Genomic DNA, 22,428 nt, shown 5'->3' with positions numbered 1-22,428 from the left:
GTAGTTTTGTAGGTTGGGTGGAACGGAGTGTAACCCAACCTACATAATGTCCTTTTTGAAAAACTCCTCTTTTCAAGATGGACGAGGTTTAATTCCATTTTCGATAACAACGCGCAAATGTGTCATAAGGTTGAAAAATTTCAATAAAATTGCTCTGAAGATTACGGAAAAAAGCATCTACTAGCTGAGGATCATCTAAATGAAAAGGATGTTCTTGATTGAAACCTTTAAAGAACAACCAGTTGAGAATTATCTTACCCTCAGATATCAGAATTTGATGAAACTTCAGTAACTGCTGACTTGGGTCTGGTAAATGTTCTAAAACATCAAAGCAAAGAATCGTTGCAAAATTTTCGTTAGCAGGTATTTCTGAACAAAAGCGAAATTTTTCACTTAGTCCCAATTGAGCAGTCCGATAACGCACAAAATCAATATTTATCGGATTAAGATCACAATAAATTACTTCTGTAACTTGAGGACAACAAGCAGCAGCAATTGCATGAGTACCAATTCCGCCCCCAAAATCCAACACCTTACCTTGAGCATGATCTGCAATTAACTGTAGCATATTACCAAGACGTTCATGAATTGATAAATGCCATGCTCCTAAATCAAATAAATAAAGCTCTTTAACTTTATCCTGATAAAAAGCCGTTGCTTGTTCCCAATCAAAATCTTTATGACCTAAATCAGCCATTTGTTGTTGACCAGCTGCTAACTTACTCTCCAGTGTTTCTGCGTCTATATGCAAAAAATCTTTGAGATGCTGCTTTAAGCTAAATGAATCTTGCCAATAACGATTTAAAAAAGGTAAAACAGGCTGTTGAATCATAGTGTAAATATTTTTCCTTGTGATCAATAATTTTAAGAAAATGTTTTTAAGTTTATTGACAACACTAATTATTTTTATTAATTTTGACTATTGATTATTAACCCAGATTTATCAGAATTCATAATCCGAGTCAAGAGTATTTTAATTAAAATATTTAGATATGCCCGCAAGAGATATTTATCATGATGCTGTTAAGAATGCCTTAATTCAAGAAGGTTGGATAATTACAGATGATCCCCTACATTTAAAATGGGGTCAAAAAGATATGTATGTAGATTTAGGAGCCAAACAACTTTTAGCCGCAGAACAAGGAACGAAAAAAATAGCTGTAGAAATTAAAAGTTTTGTCAGTCCTTCAGAAATGGCAGACCTTAAAGAAGCCATTGGAGGATTTATTATGTATCGTGCTGTTATCCAACGCTTGGAACCAGAAAGAACATTATATTTAGCAGTGCGCGACAGTGTATTTACAGCTTTGTTCTCTGAACCAATTGGTACACTTTTAATAGAAACTGAGAATCTCAATTTACTCGTTTTTAATCCAGAGACTGAGAGGATTATTCAATGGATACCTTAGATAATTATCGACGCATTATCAAAGAGGTATTAGTACCCTACACACAAATACCTTATTCCTACGGGGATATTAAATGTAAAGCAGTCTTTGATAGCGATTCGGACAGTTATTTACTGATAACTCTAGGCTGGGATGGTGTCAAGCGAATTCACGGTTGCTTAGTTCATATTGACATTATTGATGACAAAATTTGGGTGCAACGAGATGACACAGAAGATGGTGTTACCTATGAACTAGTAGCAGCAGGTATTCCCAAAGATAAAATTGTTTTGGGATTTCACCCGCCTAATGTCAGACAACACACGGGATATGCTGTCGCCTAAGTTTAAAATTAAGATACTACCTCTTCAATAATATCAACAGCACGGGTGACTCCTCCTGCTTGCTTAATTGCAGTTTGTAACCTCAGAGCATTTTGTTGGTAAGAGTTCTGCGTCAACACTTCTTGAATAGTTTGACGCAATCTAGCAGTAGTCAAATTAGAAGTAGAAATAAATTTTCCTACACCAGTCCAAGCAATACGTGCTGCTACTCCTGGCTGGTCATTGGTAATAGGAATAGCAACTAAAGGTACACCATTAGATAAAGACTCTAACGTTGTATTTAGTCCTGCATGGGTGATAGTTAGACTAGCTTTTTGTAGCAGTTCTAGCTGTGGAGCATATTTAACAACTAAAGGTTTTCCTGGTAAGTTTGGTAATGCTTCTGGTTCTAATCCACCACCAAGAGAAATCACCAGTTGAGCGTCTAATTCTACACAAGCTTCTGCTATTTTGTAAAAAATATGATTGAGGCGATTTTGCAATGTTCCCATTGAAGCATAAATTAGGGGTTGACCATTCAATTTTTCAAAGGGAAAATCAACAGGTTTTCTAGCTGTATGGTCAAAGTGGGGGCCTGTGAAGTGGAGTAATCCAGTCAAATTAGGTCTTGGATATTCAAATTCTGCGGGTTGCTGACTTACTATTGCTAACTTTGAGACGGAGTAAAAATCATTAATATTAGAACAAGCAGGTAACTTCCATTGACGACGACATTCTGAAATAATTTCATGGATAGGTTTTGCAGAGTTAAGCATTACTTGATAACCAGCACCGTTACGAATCCGCGCCCACCAAGTTGGGTTATATTTCCAAGTTGTAAACACTGGAGGAATACAATTATCAAAACCGTTTACTAATGCAGAACAGGCTGTAACAAAGGGGATATTTGAAAAGTCTGCAACACTACTTCCTCCAAATAAACATTCATCAATTATTAACACTTCTATCCTTGCTTCTTTAATAACTTGTGGTGCGTCTTGTAAAAATAAAGCAGTTGTTTTTTGAGATAAACTAGTTGTGTAGCGCAAAGCAGCCAAACCGTTGAGTTTTCCCAGCCGCTCATAAAATTTAGCTGTTGTACCTACAGGAAACTCAGAAGCTGATATGGCGCGAAATTCTAAACCCGCAGCTTGAGCATAAGTTTCTGCATCAGGCATACCCAGGACAGTAACACGATGACCACGCCTTTTTAGTTCACGTCCTAAAGCAGTCATGGAATTGAGATGTCCAGTTGCAGTAGGGCAAATAGTGCCAAAATGAATCATACAAAATATAAGTACTAAGATTTATATGGTGTTACCAAACCTGGCAATTTGTTGCTTGTTTGCATCACAAAATATATGAACCAAATCAGTTTTATTGAAACATGAACAATCACGTCTCTCATCCTGATTTTTTTCATAATTAAAGTAAAATAGTATGTGTGCAGAAGTTTTGATATATTCTGCTGATAAGGAAATTGTTATTACTAATAGAACAAAATTAGGTATTTTTAGGGTGCGTTACGCTGTCGCTAACACACCCTAAGTATCTTTTCAAAAATCAAATAGTAGTCTTATAGCAAAGGTTAATAGTGTTTGGTAAAATTCAAATTTTACGTACCTTGTGTTCTTTTGCTAGGCGTCATCATTATACTATGTCAATAAAGATGTAGCAAGAGTCATGTTTTCATTCGTCGTTTTGCTATACGCACCTCATGACAACTCCTTAATAAGTAGAAATTTGGTAGCATATTTTTAAGTAAAAAATAGTTAGAGTTAATTAATAATGAGTAATGTGCTTTTTGATTTAAATCCTGAAATATCAGTCATCCTTTGTACTTATAATCGAGAAAAATACTTAAATAATTGTATTAATAGTGTTATTACTCAGAAATTTAAAGATTGGGAACTGATTATAGTAGATGATGGTAGTCAAGACAATAGTTTTGATATAGTCAATATCTATCTACAAAAATTTAGACAGATTCGTTATATAAAACATCAAAATCGTAAACTCGCATACTCTAAAAATATCGGAATTCAAAGCTCATTTGGCAAATATATAACATTCATTGATAGCGATGATGTCTACAAACCAAATCATTTAGAGTCAAGACTAGAATTTATGAAAGCGAATCCCGAAATTGATTTGATTGAAGGGGGATTTTTTACAGAAGAAGAAATTTTTGTAGCAGATTATTTTCAACCAGGTAAAACAATTAATTTGCGTGAATGTGTTCTTGGTCCGACATTTTTTGGGAAAAGACAAGTATTTTTGGAGTTACAGGGATTTGAAAATATTGCTTATGGTGAAGATACAGATTTTTGGCATCGAGCGGTAAAATTATTTAAAACTCAAAAAGTAACTCAACCAGAAACTTACGTTTATACAAGAGCTGAAACCAGTATTACCAAGAGTGTTATAGAAAAATTTTCTTCATCTAGCTAACTGCTTGGCATGAATATTATCATTTTGTTTTTGCGATCGCACATCAAAAAACTTTTTCACCAATTAACCAGCTATACTAGGCAAGCTCTCGTTTTGGGAGCTATCCTGAGTTTGTGTCTGGTATTATCCAGCTGTCAGAAACCAGCACCTCAAGACACCGGAGTCATTCATCTGACATTATGGCAGTCAATCAATCCGCCCACAAATCGTGATGTTTTTCAAAAGCTGGTAAATAAATTTAATCAGACTCATACCGATATCAAAGTCGAATCTGTCTATGCAGAGGGATTACCAAAAGTATTAACAGCAGTTGTGGGTAATGTACCTCCAGATATTCTGACATTCTACCCCCAAGTTACAGGTCAGTTCGTAGAATTAGGAGCAATTCAACCTTTAGATGATTGGCTAGAAAAATCACCAGTCAAATCAGAAGTTGTCCCCAGTTTATTTGAAGAATTGCGCCTAGATAATCAAACTTGGTCAATCCCTCTATATACCAGCAATATGGGGATTTTTTACCGACCGGATTTATTTAAAGCTGCGGGAATTACTGAACTACCAAAGACTTGGGAAGAGTTACGACAAGTTGCGAAAAAATTAACTATAGACCGTAATGGCGACAAACGTCCCGAACAATACGGAATGTTATTACCCTTGGGAAAGGGAGAATGGACTGTATTTAGTTGGTTTCCCTTTTTATTAGGTGCGGGGGGAGAGATTGTCAAAGATAATCAACCAGATTTGATGAACAAAGGAGCGATCGCAGCCTTACAATTCTGGCAAGATTTAATCAAAGATGGTTCAGCAAAACTATCCGCACCGGAACGGGGTTATGAGGAAGATAATTTTATTGCTGGTAAAGTGGCGATGCAAATTACTGGCCCTTGGACTTATATTATGAAGTCTAATGTCGATTTTGATGTATTTCCCATACCTGGGGAAGTTGAACAAGCTACAGTCACAGGTACGGGGAATATGTTTGTCATGAAAACTACGCCAGAAAGAGAGCAAGCAGCATTTAAGTTTTTAGAATATGTCTTGAGTGAAGAATTTCAAACTGAGTGGAGTATTGGCACAGGTTTTTTACCTGTAAACATTAAATCTGCTCAAAGTCAAGCTTTTCAAGAATTTATCAGCCAAAAACCAGTGTTAAAAATGTTTTTAGAGCAAGTATCTGTAGCACGCGCTCGACCGATTATTGCTGGTTATAGCCGTCTTTCTGATAGTCTGGGGAGAGCAATTGAGGCTACTTTATTGGGTGAGTCTCCTGAAAAAGCCCTGAAAACTGCTCAAGAACGTTTAGATATGATTTGGAGTAATAACAAAAATCGTACTCATGGTTAAGATAATTCTCCTAAATAAACCAGTTTTCCAGTGGAAGTTCTTGAAAATCGGCATAGTCTGACACATTATTAGTCACTAAAGTCAGAGCATTTACCTTGGCGATCGCCGCAATCTGTCCATCTGAATATGCGGGAGTTTTTCCGATCTTCACCAATCGCGCTCTTTCCAAAGCAAACCATTCAGCTGCCATCTCATCATAAGCTAGGATGGGAATATTTGGCTGGACTATCTCCTTAAGATACTGCTCAATTCTGTCTCGCCTTTTAGAAGCAGGTAGACGATAGCAACCAAACAGCAGTTCGTGCCACGTAACGGATGCAATGACAATGTCCTCCTCATATTGGTGCAATTTTTGGATAACTGCTGTGTTCGGTTGCGGCCTTAACGGTTCAGAGATGATGTTAGTATCAAGTAAAAAGCGAGTCACAAGATTACCTTACGTCCAGGTGACTTGTCGCGTACATCTTGCCAAACCTCATCGGGATTAATCTCGGTTCCTTCTTCCATCATTTCTTCCCGTAATCGCTCTATAGATTCCCAAAAACGTGATTTTCTAGACAGCAAACGTTCGTATTCAGCCGCAGACAGAATAACAGCAACTTGCTGACCCGACCGCGTAATTTGCACTGATTTACCTTGTTCAACTTCCTGAAAAATTGTGTCGAGGTTCACGGGAACCTGATCAATTGAATACTGCTGAGACATTGCGCTTTCACCTGCGTCGATTAAGTAGTATTTCACTCTGACAAACTCAGCCTATCTAAAATAAAAGCATATTCAAAAGCAAGTTCTCGCAAACTTTCGTAACGTCCAGATGCGCCACTGTGTCCTGCATCCATATTAGTTTTCAGCAGGAGAATATTGTCATCTGTTTTGAGTTCTCGTAGTTTTGCTGTCCATTTTGCAGGTTCCCAATATTTCACACGAGCATCATTTAAACCTGCTGTAATTAACATATCTGGGTAAGTTTTCGCCTCGACATTATCGTAGGGCGAGTATGATTTCATGTAGTCGTAATAGACTTTATCGTTGGGATTTCCCCATTCTTCCCATTCCATTGCTGACAGAGGTAGGGAAGTATCAAGTATGGTTGTGACTACATCTACAAATGGTACATCCGCAACTACAACTTTAAACAAATCAGGGCGCATATTGACTACTGCTCCCATCAATAAACCGCCAGCACTACCGCCGGAAATAGTAAGTGAATTATTTGTTGTCCAGCCTTGGGAAATGAGATATTCTGCACAGGCAATAAAATCTGTAAATGTATTTTTTTTGTGCAAAAATTTGCCATCTTCATACCATTTGCGTCCCATTTCTGCACCACCACGAATATGAGCGATCGCAAATACAATTCCCCGCTGTAATAAAGATAGTCGAGATGAAGAAAAATATGCTGGAGAATTTACTCCGTAAGCACCATATCCCGTCAGATACAAAGGATTTTTGCCATCTTTTTTGATTCCCTTTTTATAAACAATAGATATGGGAATTTGTGTACCATCAGGAGCCACAGCCATCAATTTTTCACTGTTATACAGAGTTCTGTCATAGCCTCCCAAAACTTCTGTTTCTTTTTTCAATTCCCGCTCATTTGTTTGGAGATCGTAATCAAATACAGATGGCGGCGTGATTAAAGAAGTGTAGTGTATCCGCAAAGTGGTGGTGTCAAATTCCGGATTACTACCTTCAAAAAATGAGTAGGTTGGTTCAGGAAAAGTAATATTATGTTCTTTGCCATTCGTGAGGTTTTGTACCCTCGCAACAGGTAATCCATCTTTACGTTCGTAAATCACCAAGTGATTGTTAAACAAACTAATTCCTGATAACATCACATCTTCTCGATGGGGAATAATAGTTTGCCAATTTTCTTTACTGGGTGCATTTACAGGAGTTTTCATTAACTTAAAGTTAATTGCTTGCTCATTTGTGACTATATAGAAATAATCACTGTGATGATCAATGTCGTATTCTATCCCTGTAATTCGAGGATGAAATAACTGAAATTTGCCACTAGGATTATTAGCGTCTAAATAGTGGAATTCTGAGGTGATTTGACTACCCAAACTCAACAAAATATAAGCTTGACTACGAGTTTTGCCTACTGCTAAAAAATAGGTATCGTCCGGTTCATGATAGACCAGAATATCTTCATTGGTATCTGTTGCTAATGTATGTCGAAACAAATGATATGGGCGATTGGCATCGTCTAATTTGGTGTAGAATACCGTCTGATTGTCATTAGCCCAAGCGAAGGAAAAATAAGTATCAGAGATACTTTCAAGATAAAGTTGACGAGTATTTAAATCCAAAAAAAACAGTGTATATCTTTCCGATCCCGTCGTATCTACTGAATAAGCTAATATTTGATGATTGGGGCTAACTTGTAGTACTCCGATACTGAAAAAATCATGCCCTTTGGCTAGTTCATTTTGGTCTAGTAATATTTCTTCAGCAGCATCAAGACTACCTTTTTTGCGACAATAAATTGGATAGGCTTTACCTTCTTCTGTGCGGGAATAATAATAATATTCATCTTTACGATAAGGCACGGAAAGGTCTGTTTCCTTAATTCGAGACAGCATTTCTTCATATAGCTGTGTTTGGAAAGCTTCCGTGTGCTGCATCTTGGCTTGAGTGTAAGCATTTTCTGCTTCTAGGTAGGCCAGCGTTTTCGGATCTTCGCGATCGCGCATCCAAAAGTAATTATCAATCCGCTTGTCGCCGTGTAACTCTAACACCTGCGGTTGTTTTTCAGCGACGGGTGGAGTTACTGTCGGATGTGAGGAGTCAATTTTGTTCATATTAATCACCTGAGTTTGCTGCAACTAGCTTGAAAATGGGTGTGGGGGTGTGGGGGTGTAAGGGGTGTAGGGGTGTAAGAAGAGTCATATTTTTATTCACCCTGGTGTACACAGTTCATGGAGGCTACTTTGACGCAAGAATACGCTGGGAGTAAATTTTCAACCTGCAAAAGCCAATAGCTGGAATAACTCCTAATATAATTGCCGTCAATGCTTGTCCACTTAAATACAATATCTGAGCGCGACTGACTTCTGGAATGAGGTCTTGTAAACAAGAAAGCAGCCAAACGAAGATACTGATACACAAATACGAAAATGAAGGTAAAAAATTCCACCACCAAGCACCTGCGGTATACTGGCGTAATACTAGCCACTGAAGAAATCCTACCCAAATTCCAGACAATACATAGGAGAGGGTTGATAAACCTCCAAAAAATATTACATCCTCAAAAGATAAAGTTTTATTCAAAGAGTCAGCAATAGATGAAATATAGTTAATCCATGCTGTAGAGACATGATTAGCAACCAACCAACCGACGCTGGTAACAAGCACCCACAACCACCATGCAGATAAATATCGGCGCAAGACAAGCGCTTGATCGGCGGCGAAAATTATTGCAAAAACAACACTGCTCATAATTTTTACCAATCCATACCATGAGGGTTGTTGTTGGAGTACAGCAGGCGGGAGTGTTTGCAGAAGGTATTTTTCTAAAGCAATACTAGTAATTCCCCCTACAACCCATCCGGTGAAAGTCATCACGGTAAATTGGATAAAAAACTTACGTCTTTGCGATCGCGGTATGAAAAACCTAAGTCCTTGGCTGGTGCTAGAAATGGAAGCTTCCACGGAAGATGTGTTAGGGTCTGTTCGCATAGCAATTTAGTTTAAAAGTATTTAAGTATAAAAGCTAAAGGATGAAATAAGATTAAGATAGATCGTAAATAAAAATGAAGAATACTATATTTGCCTTATACTTAACCCAGCCTCCTGCTGATCTCCTTGAGGTTAGATTTGAACTGAACCCAGTTATTTAATCTGATAGCGACACTCATTCTTAATTTTTAAACTATATTCTTTACAAAATATTCAAGATCAATATCAACAGAAATAATTGACTATAGTAGAAAGTTAGTCAATAATTAATCTCAATATATAGGCTTTTAAAGTCATTGGATTCCTCAAGAAAAATTCTCTTGCGAAAAATTAAAAATATCTTTGATTAAGGAATAATAAAACTCTAAATTCAAACAAAAATCATAGTTTTTTAACTTGAATAATATCTTCAGGTAAATTATCACTGGCTCATAGTGATTTACTTTGGCTCAAATTATTATGCAAAGAACCTACAAGCTCTATGAATGGGCTGGGTTTGCATTTATCGGGGTACTTACCAAAAGCAGCATCACAATTCGCGATTTATATCGCCAATTTCTGGAAACTGAGTTATAGAATCATGAAGAACTGGAAGATTGCTCTCATTGGCATGGGCTTACTCTTAATTAATGCCTCAGCCGCACTTGCACACGTCGTTTTCATCGAAGATCAGGCACGCGATCGCAACCCGATTCCTGACACAGGGGACTATTCATTCTTCAGCCCCTTCAATCTTGATTTAAAGAACGGTGGAGTCCAATCATCAGCAGCAATATTTGCATACCTGACACCGAATGATGTGGATGTGTTCTCATTCACTGTGAAATCTCAATTTCCCCCAATCCCAACAGTAGTAGCGGCCTCCGCACTTGCGCCTGCTTGCGCTCAAACAGTCAGCAATTACCCACTCACAGCACTCATCGGCCCTGCTAGCAACGAACTTCCCCTACCTAATGACGATCTCTTAGACAAGCTGCCCCCTAGTTTGCGATCGCAAATTCCGGAAGGGTACGGCGTAATCTTAGCAAATAACCCTCCTGTTGAACCTCGCGAAATATTTTATAGCGATTTGGAATCAGGTCTGTCCAAACTTAAACTCAACCTCAGCTGGTTTTTACCAGAGGGCTTAACTCAGGATTGCTTGCTTTCTGGTAACTGTACACCCGAAAACTTTAGAAATACGATTTCGACAGCAGTAACGCTACCAGGCACATATTACATTGCTATGTGGAATCCAACAGGACAACCAATAGACTACACGGCAAACATTGGTTTCCAAGAGGATTTGAGTAACGTTCCCGATCCAGAAATCGTCAAAGAAATCAAAAACAACAAGCTTCTACACACTCCTTGCTCCATACCTTACCCTGGCAACTCTAAATCTTCCTCCGATCCTAACAAGCTACCTAAAAAACATTAATCCCGGAATGATAAGCTAAACAATGACATAAATAAAGAGTTTAGGATGAGTTGTTAATGGGTATTTCCTCTAGTGATCCTCTTCTCCTTAGAGCGGCTCGTGGTGAAGTTGTAGATCGTCCGCCGGTATGGATGATGCGACAAGCGGGACGATACATGAAAGCTTATCGGGATTTAAGGGAGAAATACCCTTCGTTTCGTGAACGATCTGAAATTCCAGAAGTTGCGATCGAAGTTTCTTTGCAACCCTGGCGGGCTTTTCAACCAGATGGTGTAATTCTATTTTCTGATATCGTGACACCATTGCCTGGTTTGGGCATAGAGATGGATATTGCGGAAGGTAAAGGGCCAATTATTCACTCTCCCATCCGCACCCAAGCACAAGTTGACAACCTGCTTCCCTTAGAACCAGAAAAATCTCTGCCGTTTATCAAAACTATATTGCAAGCACTGCGCCAAGAAGTAGGTAATAAATCAACGGTGTTGGGGTTTGTCGGTGCGCCGTGGACTTTAGCAGCTTACGCCGTAGAAGGAAAAGGTTCTAAAACCTATTCTATTATTAAAAATATGGCGTTTTCTGATCCGACAGTCCTGCATCAGTTTCTCGAAAAACTTTCAGATGCGATCGCCACTTACGTCCGCTATCAAATTGACTGCGGCGCCCAAGTTGTGCAAATGTTTGATTCTTGGGCAGGCCAATTAAGTCCCCAAGATTACGAAACTTTTGCCTTACCTTATCAACAAAAAGTTTTCCAAAAAGTTAAGGAAACTCACCCAGATACACCTCTAATCCTTTTAGTTAGTGGTAGCGCAGGTTTGCTAGAAAGAATGGCAAAATCCGGTGCAGATATTATTACTGTAGACTGGACAGTAGACATGGCAGATGCGCGGGCCAGATTGGGCAAACACATGAAGGTGCAAGGTAATCTTGATCCTGGTGTATTGTTTGGATCTAAGGAATTTATTCGCGATCGCGTCATTGATACGGTTCGCAAAGCCGGTAACTGGGGTCACATCCTTAACCTTGGACACGGTGTTCTCCCCGAAACCCCTGAAGAAAATGTTGCTTTCTTCTTTGAAACAGCCAAGCAACTTAATGCGGTTAGTTGTTAGGTGTTGGTTGTTGGGTGTTGGTTGTTGGTTGTTAGGTGTTGGTTCTTCGGAAACAAATAACCATTAATCAACAACTATTCCAGTAAAATCCAAACAACAGACAACCATCAACCAACAACAAATTTATATGACCAAAAAGCGAATTTTTGTGACCGGTGCAAGTGGCTGTATTGGTCACTATCTTAGTGAAGCATTGATTCAAGAAACGGATCACGAACTATATCTTCTGGTAAGGAACCCAGAGAAATTAAAAGTAGATGCACAAGTTCGTCCTGGTGTCAATGTCTTGCAAGGTGATATGCAAGAAATTCGGCATTTTACGGACTTATTGAAAACAATAGATGTCGCAGTATTAACAGCTACAGCGTGGGGTGGGGCGGGGACTTTTGATATTAATGTCGTCAAAACTCTAGAATTACTGAATTATTTAGATCCAGCTATCTGCGAACAGGTAATTTATTTTTCAACTGCTAGTGTTTTAGACAGGAACAACAAACCACTGAAAGAAGCAGGAGAACTGGGTACAGATTATATCCGCTCTAAATATGATTGCTTGCAGAAAATCAGCAAATTAGCGATCGCACCTAAAATCACTGAAGTTTTCCCCACATTAGTTTTGGGTGGCGATGATAATAAACCCTATTCACATCTAACACCTGGCATTCCCCAAGTTACAAAATACATCGATTACATTCGTTTTTTGCAAGCAGACGGTAGCTTTCACTTTATTCATGCACGAGACATTGCCACAGTCGTACGATATCTAATCGACAATCCACCTCAAGAAAATGAAAGCAGGCAATTAGTTTTAGGTCAAGCACCATTAACAGCAAACCAAGCGATCGAAGAATTGTGTGCTTATCTTGGTAAAAAAATTCGCTTTCGTATCCCCCTGTCTTTCTCATTAGCTAACCTATTAATAGTTTTGTTTCGCATTAGGATGGCAGCTTGGGATAGATTTTGTATGAACTATCGGCATTTTACTTATCAAAAGTTCGTGAATCCTGATAGTTTTGGCTTACCAAATTACTGTGCCACTATTAGTGATGTTTTACGAATTAGTGGTGTGCAAGGTTCTCGGTAAGTTTTGGCAAATTATATTTTATGTTTGAGAAATCAAGCACTGATGAACACAGATAATTGGTATTCTGTTTGCCAACAACAAAGCCATAATCGCATCGATGACAAAATTTGTTGAGAATCCCAGATTTTTAAGAAAATTTGCTGAAAGTTGCTCATTACCCTAGCGTGGGAAAATCAGTATATTAAGATAGAGAGGAAAACGCTATAAGTATGCATTTGAGTGAAATTACCCATCCCAACCAGTTGCACGGTTTATCAATTCGCCAGTTGCAACAAATAGCCCGTCAAATTCGGGATAAGCATCTGCAAACCGTAGCAGCAACTGGAGGACATCTAGGACCAGGATTGGGTGTTGTAGAGTTAACTTTGGGTCTGTATCAAACACTAGACTTAGATCGCGACAAAGTTATTTGGGATGTCGGACATCAAGCATATCCCCACAAACTAATTACAGGACGCTACAGTAATTTCGATACTCTACGGCAAAAAGATGGAGTTGCTGGTTATCTCAAGCGTTGTGAAAGTAAGTTTGATCATTTCGGCGCTGGACACGCTTCTACCAGTATTTCCGCAGCTTTGGGTATGGCTTTAGCAAGAGATGCTAAAGGAGAAAAATTTAAAGTAGCTGCTATTATCGGTGATGGGGCGTTGACTGGCGGTATGGCATTGGAAGCCATCAACCATGCAGGACACCTACCTAAAACTAATTTATTAGTTGTCCTCAATGACAACGAAATGTCCATATCTCCCAACGTTGGCGCAATTCCCCGCTACCTCAACAAAATGCGTCTTAGCGGCCCGGTGCAATTTTTCAAAGATAGTTTTGAGGAACAATTTAAGCAAATTCCTTTTGTTGGTGAGTCTCTTTCCCCAGAATTAGGACGCATCAAAGAAGGGATGAAACGCCTAGCTGTGCCAAAAGTGGGTGCAGTTTTTGAAGAACTTGGCTTTACCTATATCGGACCAGTGGATGGGCATAATTTAGAAGAATTGATTGCTACTTTCCAACAAGCACATCAAATTGTCGGGCCTGTGTTAGTGCATGTAGCAACAACAAAAGGCAAAGGCTACGAAATTGCCGAAAAAGACCAAGTTGGTTATCATGCCCAAAACCCCTTCAACTTGTCTACTGGTAAAGCTGTCCCCTCTACTAAACCTAAACCCCCTGCTTACTCAAAAGTATTTGCCCACACTTTAGTCAAACTCGCCGAACAAAACCCAAAAATCATCGGGATTACGGCGGCGATGGCGACGGGAACAGGCTTAGACAAATTACAAGCCAAGCTACCAAATCAATATATAGATGTAGGTATTGCTGAACAACATGCCGTTACCCTGGCTGCTGGGCTAGCTGCTGAAGGTATGCGTCCTGTTGCTGCTATTTATTCTACCTTCTTGCAACGTGCCTTTGATCAAATCATCCACGATGTTTGCATCCAAAACTTACCCGTATTCTTCTGTTTAGATCGTGCAGGAATTGTTGGTGCTGATGGCCCTACCCATCAAGGGATGTACGATATTGCCTATCTGCGTTGTATTCCCAACATGGTACTAATGGCACCCAAAGACGAAGCCGAACTCCAGCGCATGATTGTTACAGGGATTAATCATACTACTGGACCGATCGCCATGCGTTTTCCTCGTGGTAATGGCTATGGTGTGCCGTTGATGGAAGAAGGTTGGGAACCTTTAGAAATCGGTAAAGCCGAAATTCTTCGTCAAGGAGATGATTTACTGATCTTGGGTTATGGCACAATGGTAAATCCAGCGATGCAAGTAGCTGAAATTCTCAGCGAACATGGCATAGAAGCAACTGTAATTAATGCCCGCTTTGTCAAGCCTCTCGATACAGAATTAATTTTCCCCCTCGCCCAAACAATCGGACGTGTTGTCACCTTGGAAGAAGGGTGTTTGATGGGTGGCTTTGGTTCCGCAGTCGCCGAAGCACTCTTAGATGCTGATATTGTGGTACCGATCAAGCGAATTGGTGTACCAGATATACTAGTAGATCATGCAGAACCAAATCAATCGAAGGCAGAATTAGGTTTAACAAGTCCACAAATTGCTGAAAAGGTTTTACAGGCTTTCTTTAATCAGCCAAAATCCGCAGTAGTGTAATAGAATTAACCACAAATACACAAGTAAGGAAGGGAAAAGGAAAATGGGGAAAAGGGAAATCATTTTAACCTTTTCCCCTGAACCTTATCCCTTTGCTTTTTACCCTTTGCCTGATTTATTGTCTTTGTGGTTGCCAATTAATTTTCAAAGAATATGATGTTTCAAATTAACCAAGTATATCCCGTGATCTGGCACAACGACTTGGTTTCGCTGATTGACCAAACTCGTCTGCCGAATGAGTATGCATTTGTAGAAATTAGTCGCAGTGAAGATATGGCAGTTGCCATCAAAACTATGATTGTCCGGGGTGCGCCCGCGATTGGTGTTGCAGCTGCTTATGGAATCTATCTTGGTGCTAGAGAAATTCACACAGACAATCGGGATGAGTTTTTAAATCACCTGGAAAATGTTGCCGAAATGCTACGTTCTACCCGTCCCACAGCAGTAAATCTGTTCTGGGCAATCTCCCGGATGATGAAAGTAGCATATGAAACGATTGGCACAGTGGATGAGATTAGAAAATCTCTCTTCCAAACAGCCCAAAATATCAATGCTGAAGATTTACAAACCTGCCAAGACATAGGTGATAACGGCTTAAAAGCCTTACCTACTCAACCGGGACAACTGACCTTACTGACTCACTGTAACGCTGGAGCATTAGCAACCGCAGGTTACGGTACTGCTTTGGGTGTGGTGCGTTCTGCTTGGCGAGAAGGACGCTTGGCACGAGTATTTGCCGATGAAACCAGACCCAGATTGCAAGGTGCAAAATTGACGGCTTGGGAATGTGTTCAAGAAGGCATCCCAGTTACGGTAATTACTGATAGCATGGCTGCCCACTGCATGAAACAAGGTTTAATTCATGCTGTAGTTGTAGGTGCTGACAGAATAGCTGCCAATGGAGATACTGCCAATAAAATCGGAACGTATAGTTTAGCACTAGTATCCAAGGCGCATAATATTCCCTTCTTTGTTGCCGCCCCTCTGTCTACAATTGACTTTGACTTAGCTGATGGTAGTCAAATCCCGATTGAAGAACGCCACCCAGGAGAAATATATCAAATCGGTGATACTATTTTGACACCCGATGGTGTGGAATTCTACAATCCTGCTTTTGATGTCACTCCAGCAGACTTAATTACAGCGATTATTACAGAGAATGGTGTATTTGCTCCGAGTGAATTAAAACACCTAGAAGCAAGAAAAGTAGCTTAGTACAGCTTTGCGTAAAATCGTAGCGTTTTTAAACGTAGAGGGACGCAAAGTCAGCGCGGAGGGACGCAGATATTTCTGCATATAATTCGCTACGAGTGAATGAAATGCGATCGCTTGCTACTATGTCTTACTAGTAGGGATCTTAGATGCAGGCGATCGCTTCTTTATCCAGCCTCTGACGTGAGTGTAAAAATAAAGGTATCTAGGATGTTACGAGTGAAAATATTTCCACTTTCTAACAATGCGAGTTAGTTCATAAGGATCGTTTTTATAGAATGGTGTCAAACAAAAATCATACCCAGTTATAAGCTTGCGAAATTTACTAGATTTTATCCGTAATTTATCAGTATAAACATTAGAAAAATTGAATCCCACATACTTTGTTGTCAAAAAACTATTTCTTTCAACTACTACTCCTATATCTTTAATTTCAGCCCATTTAAGAAAAATTTTCTTTCTAGCTAATTTAATTTCTAACCCTAATGGATTTAAGATTAAATAGTCAGAATTAAAAAAAGGCAACAGATTATCGACTATAAATGGAGAGATGTTTACTATAAGAAAAGTATAGAAAACAACAAACAACATAAAATATAGATCAGTCCAAACTTGAAGAGATATTATCAAATAAATCATGAAAATGTACTGTCCATAGGAACCAAAAATCATAAAAATAATAAATATCAATGAGCATTTACTACGACGAAGTATAATTTTAATTGAACTCAAGGAATTCGGACTATTATCTGCTTCCTCATCTATATTTGTATCTCTATTTAGAGGGCTATAGCTATGAGAGCTACGAGTCCTTTTATAATCTTTATAATCTTTAAGTTCAGAAGCAATATCTGATAAGTTTAACTGTGAATAATCAGCAATAGCTTTTATTCGTATACCTGGAAGTGGATGGGTGGATAAGAAATCAGTCCAATGGGTTGAAGGATTTATTAAACCTTGCAAGAATTGCGTAATATCTTGTTCGTCTTCTGAACATATATCTTTATTCCTCCCTGAATCATATATGTTCAAACTTCTTAGATTGCTAATAAATATGTTGGCTTCATTTTGAATAATATTACTATACGAAATCTTTATAAGTGCTTTTGCAAGAGTATTAGGATTATCTATATTTTCTGCTGCAAAATAATCGGCAGATAACTCTCGGATTCGAGATAAATACAGGTAAGAAAAAATACTTATTTGAGAAAATAGTGCTAAACTTAGTTGATAAATAAACTTGAATACAGTAATATAGCTATAATCAGAAGAGTTACTACTAAAACTAGCAGAAAAGCAGCGGATAGCACTTGTTAAAACTTGAGCGAGAGTCATTACAGCAAAGTCCCACCGAACAATATGACCTAGCTCATGAGCATAGACTGAAGCTAACTCTTCATCGTTTAAGCAACGCAGTAATTCACTACTAATTACGATACGAGCGTTGTAAGGAAAATTCCCATAAGTAAAAGCAAAAGGTACTTTGTCGTTAGCAACTAAAAGCTTAGGTTCAGGAATTTTATATTTTCTACAAATTTTTTGAATACAAGCAGAAGTTAAAACATAAGAATCTCCAATTTTATGAGAAGTAGTCCAATTTAGCCTACCATATAGGCTTTTTAATTTTAAATCCATTAAAAATGGAGCTATACAAAATATAAAACAGTTAAAAATTGAAGAAAAAATAATTATTACATTTAAAACGCTAAAAGATAATGCATTTAATAAATACATTGCTCCTATTAAGGGTATCGCCAATATATTAATTAGTAAAAAAACTGTTAGAATAGAAGCAAAACCTAATTTAATTTTAATATTCTTCTGTCTATTCATTTTTTTAATTAATTCTAAAATTTCAGAATTTCATACAAATAATTTTCGGGTTCTGGTTCGATTTCATAAATTATTTCGTTACCCTCGTCGATCAAGACTTCTATAGCTAGTCTTTCCTGTTCCACAATTGATATACTTTCTTCCTCAATCCAGCGAGTTCCACTGATGTTAATTAAGCGTAGTTGAAATCCTTGTGGAATATTCATTCCTGGGATAACTGCTTCTAAATCAAATCTCCACTTCTGGTTTGTTAATGAAATAATACGCAATATATAATTCGATTTTTGAATTTTTAAGATTTTTTCAATTGCCAGAAATTGTTGCTTTCTTTGTTTTTTAGAAAAACCTGCTAAAAGAGTTCGTTCAATAATCCATTCTAGGAATGGAACTGCTCTGTTTGATTCGATTTGTAACTCGATTACTGACAAAACCCAACCGCTAATTTGCTTAGTAACTTCTGGCACAAATTCATCACGGAACCACTGCTGAACATTCCACTCTGCTGGCTCATTATTAGATATTATTCTTAATTCTCGACGCTTAACTTCCTCAATAGGAATTCCCGAAACTTGATCTAATTCACCTCTTTCAACTAAAGATTTGAGTAATTGAAAGCCTTCCTCAGTTCCTTCCAGAATTAATTTTATACTACCTGATTTAATTTCTAAAATAGTTAAAGAAGTATCTCCTGTAATCTTCCGAAGATGAGCAACTATAGCCTCTAATGTCGGTATACTAACTTCACTAACTTTTCCAGTCAGTACAAATTCATATGTAGTCTTCAATGTTCCTGTCGGTTTTTCTCCAAAGCCATCACTTTCAGGAAGTATATTACCGTTAGAAGATGATGAGGTATTCTTTTTCTTTAGGACTGGCGTTAAGTATCCTTGGCAACCTGCCAATTGAATTGCATTACACCCAAATTCATATGCTGTTTCAACAGAGCAACCATTCCCTAGTGCATCGTAAAAACCGACTGAAAATTCGATGGCAGCGTGATCATTAATTGCTGTATTCATTCCGACTACAAAGTCAATATACTGGACAATTGCATTAGCTTGAATTTCTGAGTAACAAGCGTTTAGTAACACACACTCCACACGCTTTGAAAATAGCCTAAATAATCCAGCTAGTGCTTCTGGTTGCACTAATTTCACCTGACCTATTTCATTTTCAAATGCCAAGCCACCGCCTGATGCTCCATGCCCCGAAAAATGAACAATATGCGGTTTAAAAGATAAAATGGCTCGCCTGACATCTCTCGGTCGAACTGCCCATTCACAGTCAATAATAAATTGATCGCGCTCTTTTACTAGTCGCAACCCTTCTTTGATGTCGCGGACTTCCTGATCTAAACGGAGCCGATCTGTATCTATCGGATTTGCACTTAAAATTAAAATTTTTTTAGTTAAAATATTTATACTCATTCTTACAAACATATTAGAATGCCCACGAAGATTCTTTTCGTAGGAATCCTGCGGCATAGTTTGGCTAATAAATGTTGGGGTTTATGTTTTGATACACGATGAGTATGCAATTTTTCGGTTTATAGCACAATATTTCGCAAGTCATAAGGGATATCTTTCCCCTTTTACCATTTATTGTACTTGATACTAATTTTGAGAGTAAAACTTCAAAATCTTTATAGAGAATGAGTTTTGGTCACTAATAGCTTTAAAAGAAGTCGCAGATCAGGTTCTCTACGTCTGGTGAGCTTGGTCGTTAGGCGTGATTGCCAGGTTTTCAAGAAATATGCCAATTTTGATCAGCGGTTTCTAGAGTTTTTTCGTCATAAATACGCTATTCGGGTCATCAATGTAGTCAGCGAAGGGACCTCGGTACTCGAATCCATAACGTGTGTACAAGGCTCGTGCGGGGGCGAACTCACTAAAAGCCCCTGTTTCCAAGTTCAGACAATCGTAACCACGCCGTTCGGCTTCTTTGATGATGTGTTCAAGAATTTTAGAGGCGACACCCTTACGGCGGTGAGCCTTAGCGGTACGCATTGATTTGATTTCACCAGTTCTTGAATCTAGTTCTTTGAGGGCGCCGCATCCGAGTAATTCATAGCCCTCCCAAGCTGACCAAAAAGTAATATCGGGCGATCGCAATGCATCTAAATCAAGAGCATGAACGCTTTCGGGCGGGCTAATCTCATACATATTTTCGAGATGTTCTCGCAGAAGATCAGCGATTTTTTTACCTGTGAGGTCATCTTCGCAAATTTGCAATCGAATCATCTCCATAAAGGTTATGTCTAAGTATTGTGTATCTGTGCTGTGTTCGCGATCAAAACACCATCAATGCCCACGTAAAAACCATAAGTATTCATCAATCTACATTGATATTCGCTATAAAAACAGCAATTTAGTCAACGCCAAAATTTTTGTTGGCATAATACCTCGCCTGTGATACGTCTATAACATCTAAGATAAATTTGTAAAGACGCTCACTTTCAATGGAGCATGACCATAACACAGTTAAATAACCGCTATAAAGTTATCCAAGTACTTGCTGCTGGGGGGTTTGGCGAAACCTTTTTAGCAGAAGATACCCACATGCCTTCTCGACGTCGCTGTGTGATTAAGCAACTCAAACCAGTGACAAACGACCCGCAAACCTACAAAATGATCCAACAACGGTTTGAACGGGAAGCAGCTACTTTAGAGTTTTTGGGTGAAGGTAGTGATCAAATACCCAAACTCTACGCTTATTTTTCTGAACACGGACAATTTTATCTTGTCCAAGAATGGATTCAAGGTCAAACTCTAACAAACTTTGTCGAAGCCCAAGGGCCAATCAGTGAAGATACAGTCAGAGAAATATTATTAAATCTTTTATCAGTCTTAAATTATGTCCATAGTAAAGGTATAATTCATCGGGATATCAAGCCTGATAATATTATTCTTCGCATTACCAATAATCAGCCTGTATTAATTGATTTTGGTGCAGTCAAAGAAACCATACGTTCGATCGCTGCTACACCAGGTTATTTAACTCAATCTCTGGTGATTGGCACACCGGGGTATATGCCTAGTGAACAAGCCATAGGACGCCCAGTTTATGGTACTGATATCTATAGCTTGGGTTTGACAGCAATTTATCTGTTGACAGGTAAGCCGCCACACGAGTTACCAACTAACCAACAAACAGGGGAGGTAATTTGGCAGGATTTTGCCCCTGGGGTATCGCCAGAATTAGCAATGATCCTCAAACAAGCAACTCAGCCTCAAGCGAGCGATCGCTACTCGACTGCTAGCAAAATGTTACATGCTTTGCAATCTGCAAATACTCTTCCCCCAAAACCATCATATTCAACAACTCAATCGACAGTTGCCCTGTCCCCTGCGGTTGCACATACGCAAGCAACTCAGCCTTTTGCTTCTGCACAAAAGTCGGCTTTTATTCCTGCGTCTTCCAGTTCTACTAATTGGCAAAAACCTGCGGTGATTTTTGGTAGTTTAGTTTTCGGTGGTTTGATTGCTGGGATTGCGATCGCGAATATGACTCGCCAACCACAACTAGAAGCAACTATTGATACAACGCCCACAGCAGAAACTACACAAGCACCCACCCCAACAAATCCAAGTTCTACACCCTCATCCGTAGTTCCCACCACTGAACCTGCCAATACACCTATTGCTTTCCAGTCGCCTTTAATACCTACCTCTCCGCAGCAACCAGAATCTTCTACTCCTACTACACCTCCAGTTGTATCTGCACCGCAGCAACAACCATCCACAGTTACACCAGTTACACCAACAGCACCGCCAGAAGATTCTCAAACCGCAGCAGTCCCCACGCCAGAACAGCAACAAACTGCTGAAAATCCTACTCCTGAGACACCAATACCACCCCCACCGCAGGAAAATCCACCAAAAGTTGCTACTGCACCTACTAGTAATATAAGTGTTCCTGCTTATCCCACAGGTACTTCGGAAAATACTGTGAAATCCTCACTAGGAAAACCCGCTAAAGTTTCTAGAGGTTTATGGAACACCCGCGCTTATCTTTATCGCTTACATCCAAATCAGGTCGATCTTGGTTATTTATTTGACCGTAAATCAGGAGCGTTACGGCAAACAGAAGTATCCTTTGCTCAATCTGTTTCACCCCAGGTGATGCAATCTACTTTGCAAGGGATGCTGGGAGGAAGTGGTTCTGGTGAAATTAATCAAGCACTGCAACGAGTCTATCAACGTCAAATTAACCAATACTCTTTTAGTGCTGGGGGAGTAAGAGGTGTGATTCAACGCAACTCAGAAGATAAAATTTATATTGGTGTCTGGGATGCAGATTTGCATTAAAAAAAGCCCGCACAACTTATATCTTGCACCTCTGGGGATAAACCACTAATTAGGCAATAGGAGTGTAAAAAAGTGACTCCAGAAGTGAGAAAAGTTTTAAGTAGAAAAAAGAAGCTTATATAACTAAACAAGATGTGAAATTACGTAAATGAC

The 22,428-nt window shown here is 38.9% G+C and carries 19 protein-coding genes; 10 read left to right on the top strand and 9 right to left on the bottom strand.

All coding sequences use genetic code 11. The features are described 5' to 3' along the window. Positions 1-88: 88 nt before the first annotated feature. The gene (locus ACE1AT_RS05570; RefSeq protein ID WP_374866294.1) at positions 89-832 is read right to left on the bottom strand and encodes a class I SAM-dependent methyltransferase; all 744 of its coding nucleotides are present in this window, start codon (positions 830-832) and stop codon (positions 89-91) included. Positions 833-992: 160 nt separating this feature from the next. Between ACE1AT_RS05570 and ACE1AT_RS05565 the strand changes: the two genes are divergently transcribed. Then, a complete protein-coding gene (locus ACE1AT_RS05565) occupies positions 993-1,409 on the top strand; it encodes an element excision factor XisH family protein (protein WP_374866293.1) in 417 nt (138 codons plus the stop codon). Further along, complete coding sequence (locus ACE1AT_RS05560) at positions 1,397-1,732, top strand: XisI protein (RefSeq protein ID WP_374866292.1); 336 nt, start codon at positions 1,397-1,399, stop codon at positions 1,730-1,732. Before ACE1AT_RS05565 ends, ACE1AT_RS05560 begins: the two co-directional genes overlap by 13 nt. An 8-nt stretch (positions 1,733-1,740) precedes the next feature. Here ACE1AT_RS05560 and ACE1AT_RS05555 read toward each other — a convergent pair whose 3' ends face one another. After that, positions 1,741-2,997, bottom strand: coding sequence for a glycosyltransferase (locus tag ACE1AT_RS05555; RefSeq protein ID WP_374866291.1), 1,257 nt, complete (start codon positions 2,995-2,997; stop codon positions 1,741-1,743). Between the two features lie 502 nt (positions 2,998-3,499). Here ACE1AT_RS05555 and ACE1AT_RS05550 point away from each other — a divergent pair. Both ACE1AT_RS05550 and ACE1AT_RS05545 read left to right on the top strand, forming a co-directional pair. Next, complete coding sequence (locus tag ACE1AT_RS05550; RefSeq protein WP_374866290.1) at positions 3,500-4,162, top strand: glycosyltransferase family 2 protein; 663 nt, start codon at positions 3,500-3,502, stop codon at positions 4,160-4,162. Positions 4,163-4,171: 9 nt separating this feature from the next. After that, positions 4,172-5,506, top strand: coding sequence for an ABC transporter substrate-binding protein (locus tag ACE1AT_RS05545; protein ID WP_374866289.1), 1,335 nt, complete (start codon positions 4,172-4,174; stop codon positions 5,504-5,506). Between the two features lie 10 nt (positions 5,507-5,516). Here ACE1AT_RS05545 and ACE1AT_RS05540 read toward each other — a convergent pair whose 3' ends face one another. The 4 genes from ACE1AT_RS05540 to ACE1AT_RS05525 all read right to left on the bottom strand — a co-directional run bounded on the left by ACE1AT_RS05540 (position 5,517) and on the right by ACE1AT_RS05525 (position 9,073). Next, complete coding sequence (locus tag ACE1AT_RS05540) at positions 5,517-5,933, bottom strand: type II toxin-antitoxin system VapC family toxin (RefSeq protein WP_374866288.1); 417 nt, start codon at positions 5,931-5,933, stop codon at positions 5,517-5,519. Continuing rightward, the gene (locus tag ACE1AT_RS05535) at positions 5,930-6,211 is read right to left on the bottom strand and encodes a type II toxin-antitoxin system Phd/YefM family antitoxin (protein WP_374866287.1); all 282 of its coding nucleotides are present in this window, start codon (positions 6,209-6,211) and stop codon (positions 5,930-5,932) included. Before ACE1AT_RS05535 ends, ACE1AT_RS05540 begins: the two co-directional genes overlap by 4 nt. A gap of 32 nt (positions 6,212-6,243) precedes the next feature. Next, the gene (locus ACE1AT_RS05530) at positions 6,244-8,313 is read right to left on the bottom strand and encodes a S9 family peptidase (protein WP_374866286.1); all 2,070 of its coding nucleotides are present in this window, start codon (positions 8,311-8,313) and stop codon (positions 6,244-6,246) included. 124 nt (positions 8,314-8,437) lie between these two features. Then, positions 8,438-9,073, bottom strand: coding sequence for a hypothetical protein (locus ACE1AT_RS05525; protein ID WP_374866302.1), 636 nt, complete (start codon positions 9,071-9,073; stop codon positions 8,438-8,440). A 697-nt stretch (positions 9,074-9,770) separates the two neighbouring features. On the opposite strand from ACE1AT_RS05525, the gene ACE1AT_RS05520 reads away from it, so the two are divergent. The 5 genes from ACE1AT_RS05520 to mtnA all read left to right on the top strand — a co-directional run bounded on the left by ACE1AT_RS05520 (position 9,771) and on the right by mtnA (position 16,138). Continuing rightward, positions 9,771-10,610 carry a hypothetical protein gene (locus ACE1AT_RS05520; protein ID WP_374866285.1) on the top strand — a complete coding sequence of 280 codons (840 nt, stop codon included), beginning with the start codon at positions 9,771-9,773 and terminating at the stop codon, positions 10,608-10,610. A gap of 56 nt (positions 10,611-10,666) precedes the next feature. Beyond that, positions 10,667-11,722, top strand: coding sequence for a uroporphyrinogen decarboxylase (gene hemE / locus ACE1AT_RS05515; RefSeq protein WP_374866284.1), 1,056 nt, complete (start codon positions 10,667-10,669; stop codon positions 11,720-11,722). A gap of 127 nt (positions 11,723-11,849) precedes the next feature. Then, the gene (locus tag ACE1AT_RS05510) at positions 11,850-12,806 is read left to right on the top strand and encodes an NAD-dependent epimerase/dehydratase family protein (RefSeq protein ID WP_374866283.1); all 957 of its coding nucleotides are present in this window, start codon (positions 11,850-11,852) and stop codon (positions 12,804-12,806) included. A gap of 209 nt (positions 12,807-13,015) precedes the next feature. After that, on the top strand, positions 13,016-14,923 hold the full coding sequence (dxs, locus tag ACE1AT_RS05505; protein ID WP_374866282.1) for a 1-deoxy-D-xylulose-5-phosphate synthase: 1,908 nt from the start codon (positions 13,016-13,018) through the stop codon (positions 14,921-14,923). Positions 14,924-15,079: 156 nt separating this feature from the next. After that, entirely contained in the window at positions 15,080-16,138 is a 1,059-nt protein-coding gene (gene mtnA / locus ACE1AT_RS05500; protein ID WP_374866301.1) for an S-methyl-5-thioribose-1-phosphate isomerase, read from the top strand. A 210-nt stretch (positions 16,139-16,348) separates the two neighbouring features. On the opposite strand, the gene ACE1AT_RS05495 is transcribed toward mtnA, so the two are convergent. The 3 genes from ACE1AT_RS05495 to ACE1AT_RS05485 form a co-directional block, all read right to left on the bottom strand. Next, positions 16,349-17,968, bottom strand: coding sequence for a M48 family metallopeptidase (locus ACE1AT_RS05495; RefSeq protein ID WP_374866281.1), 1,620 nt, complete (start codon positions 17,966-17,968; stop codon positions 16,349-16,351). Between the two features lie 14 nt (positions 17,969-17,982). Further along, positions 17,983-19,395, bottom strand: a complete 1,413-nt coding sequence (locus ACE1AT_RS05490) for a DUF1822 family protein (RefSeq protein ID WP_374866280.1) — start codon at positions 19,393-19,395, stop codon at positions 17,983-17,985. A gap of 348 nt (positions 19,396-19,743) precedes the next feature. Continuing rightward, a complete protein-coding gene (locus ACE1AT_RS05485) occupies positions 19,744-20,214 on the bottom strand; it encodes a GNAT family N-acetyltransferase (protein WP_374866279.1) in 471 nt (156 codons plus the stop codon). A gap of 219 nt (positions 20,215-20,433) precedes the next feature. Here ACE1AT_RS05485 and ACE1AT_RS05480 point away from each other — a divergent pair, with 219 nt between their 5' ends. Then, a complete protein-coding gene (locus ACE1AT_RS05480; RefSeq protein ID WP_374866278.1) occupies positions 20,434-22,275 on the top strand; it encodes a protein kinase in 1,842 nt (613 codons plus the stop codon). Positions 22,276-22,428: the final 153 nt, after the last annotated feature.

The organism is Pelatocladus sp. BLCC-F211, assembly GCF_041928655.1.
Classification (GTDB): Bacteria; Cyanobacteriota; Cyanobacteriia; order Cyanobacteriales; family Nostocaceae; genus Pelatocladus.
The sequence above is the reverse complement of the archived record's forward strand: the minus strand, read 5'-3'. Positions and strand labels throughout refer to the sequence as shown.

Coding starts and splice junctions, on each gene's coding strand:
- ACE1AT_RS05520 (WP_374866285.1), top strand. CDS start 9,771: ATGAAGAACTGGAAGATTGCTCTCATTGGCATGGGCTTACTCTTAATT.
- ACE1AT_RS05490 (WP_374866280.1), bottom strand. CDS start 19,395: ATGAGTATAAATATTTTAACTAAAAAAATTTTAATTTTAAGTGCAAAT.
- ACE1AT_RS05560 (WP_374866292.1), top strand. CDS start 1,397: ATGGATACCTTAGATAATTATCGACGCATTATCAAAGAGGTATTAGTA.
- ACE1AT_RS05485 (WP_374866279.1), bottom strand. CDS start 20,214: ATGGAGATGATTCGATTGCAAATTTGCGAAGATGACCTCACAGGTAAA.
- ACE1AT_RS05510 (WP_374866283.1), top strand. CDS start 11,850: ATGACCAAAAAGCGAATTTTTGTGACCGGTGCAAGTGGCTGTATTGGT.
- ACE1AT_RS05535 (WP_374866287.1), bottom strand. CDS start 6,211: ATGTCTCAGCAGTATTCAATTGATCAGGTTCCCGTGAACCTCGACACA.
- ACE1AT_RS05570 (WP_374866294.1), bottom strand. CDS start 832: ATGATTCAACAGCCTGTTTTACCTTTTTTAAATCGTTATTGGCAAGAT.
- ACE1AT_RS05550 (WP_374866290.1), top strand. CDS start 3,500: ATGAGTAATGTGCTTTTTGATTTAAATCCTGAAATATCAGTCATCCTT.
- ACE1AT_RS05545 (WP_374866289.1), top strand. CDS start 4,172: ATGAATATTATCATTTTGTTTTTGCGATCGCACATCAAAAAACTTTTT.
- ACE1AT_RS05565 (WP_374866293.1), top strand. CDS start 993: ATGCCCGCAAGAGATATTTATCATGATGCTGTTAAGAATGCCTTAATT.
- ACE1AT_RS05555 (WP_374866291.1), bottom strand. CDS start 2,997: ATGATTCATTTTGGCACTATTTGCCCTACTGCAACTGGACATCTCAAT.
- ACE1AT_RS05525 (WP_374866302.1), bottom strand. CDS start 9,073: ATGACTTTCACCGGATGGGTTGTAGGGGGAATTACTAGTATTGCTTTA.
- ACE1AT_RS05495 (WP_374866281.1), bottom strand. CDS start 17,968: ATGAATAGACAGAAGAATATTAAAATTAAATTAGGTTTTGCTTCTATT.
- ACE1AT_RS05480 (WP_374866278.1), top strand. CDS start 20,434: ATGACCATAACACAGTTAAATAACCGCTATAAAGTTATCCAAGTACTT.
- ACE1AT_RS05530 (WP_374866286.1), bottom strand. CDS start 8,313: ATGAACAAAATTGACTCCTCACATCCGACAGTAACTCCACCCGTCGCT.
- hemE (WP_374866284.1), top strand. CDS start 10,667: ATGGGTATTTCCTCTAGTGATCCTCTTCTCCTTAGAGCGGCTCGTGGT.
- mtnA (WP_374866301.1), top strand. CDS start 15,080: ATGTTTCAAATTAACCAAGTATATCCCGTGATCTGGCACAACGACTTG.
- dxs (WP_374866282.1), top strand. CDS start 13,016: ATGCATTTGAGTGAAATTACCCATCCCAACCAGTTGCACGGTTTATCA.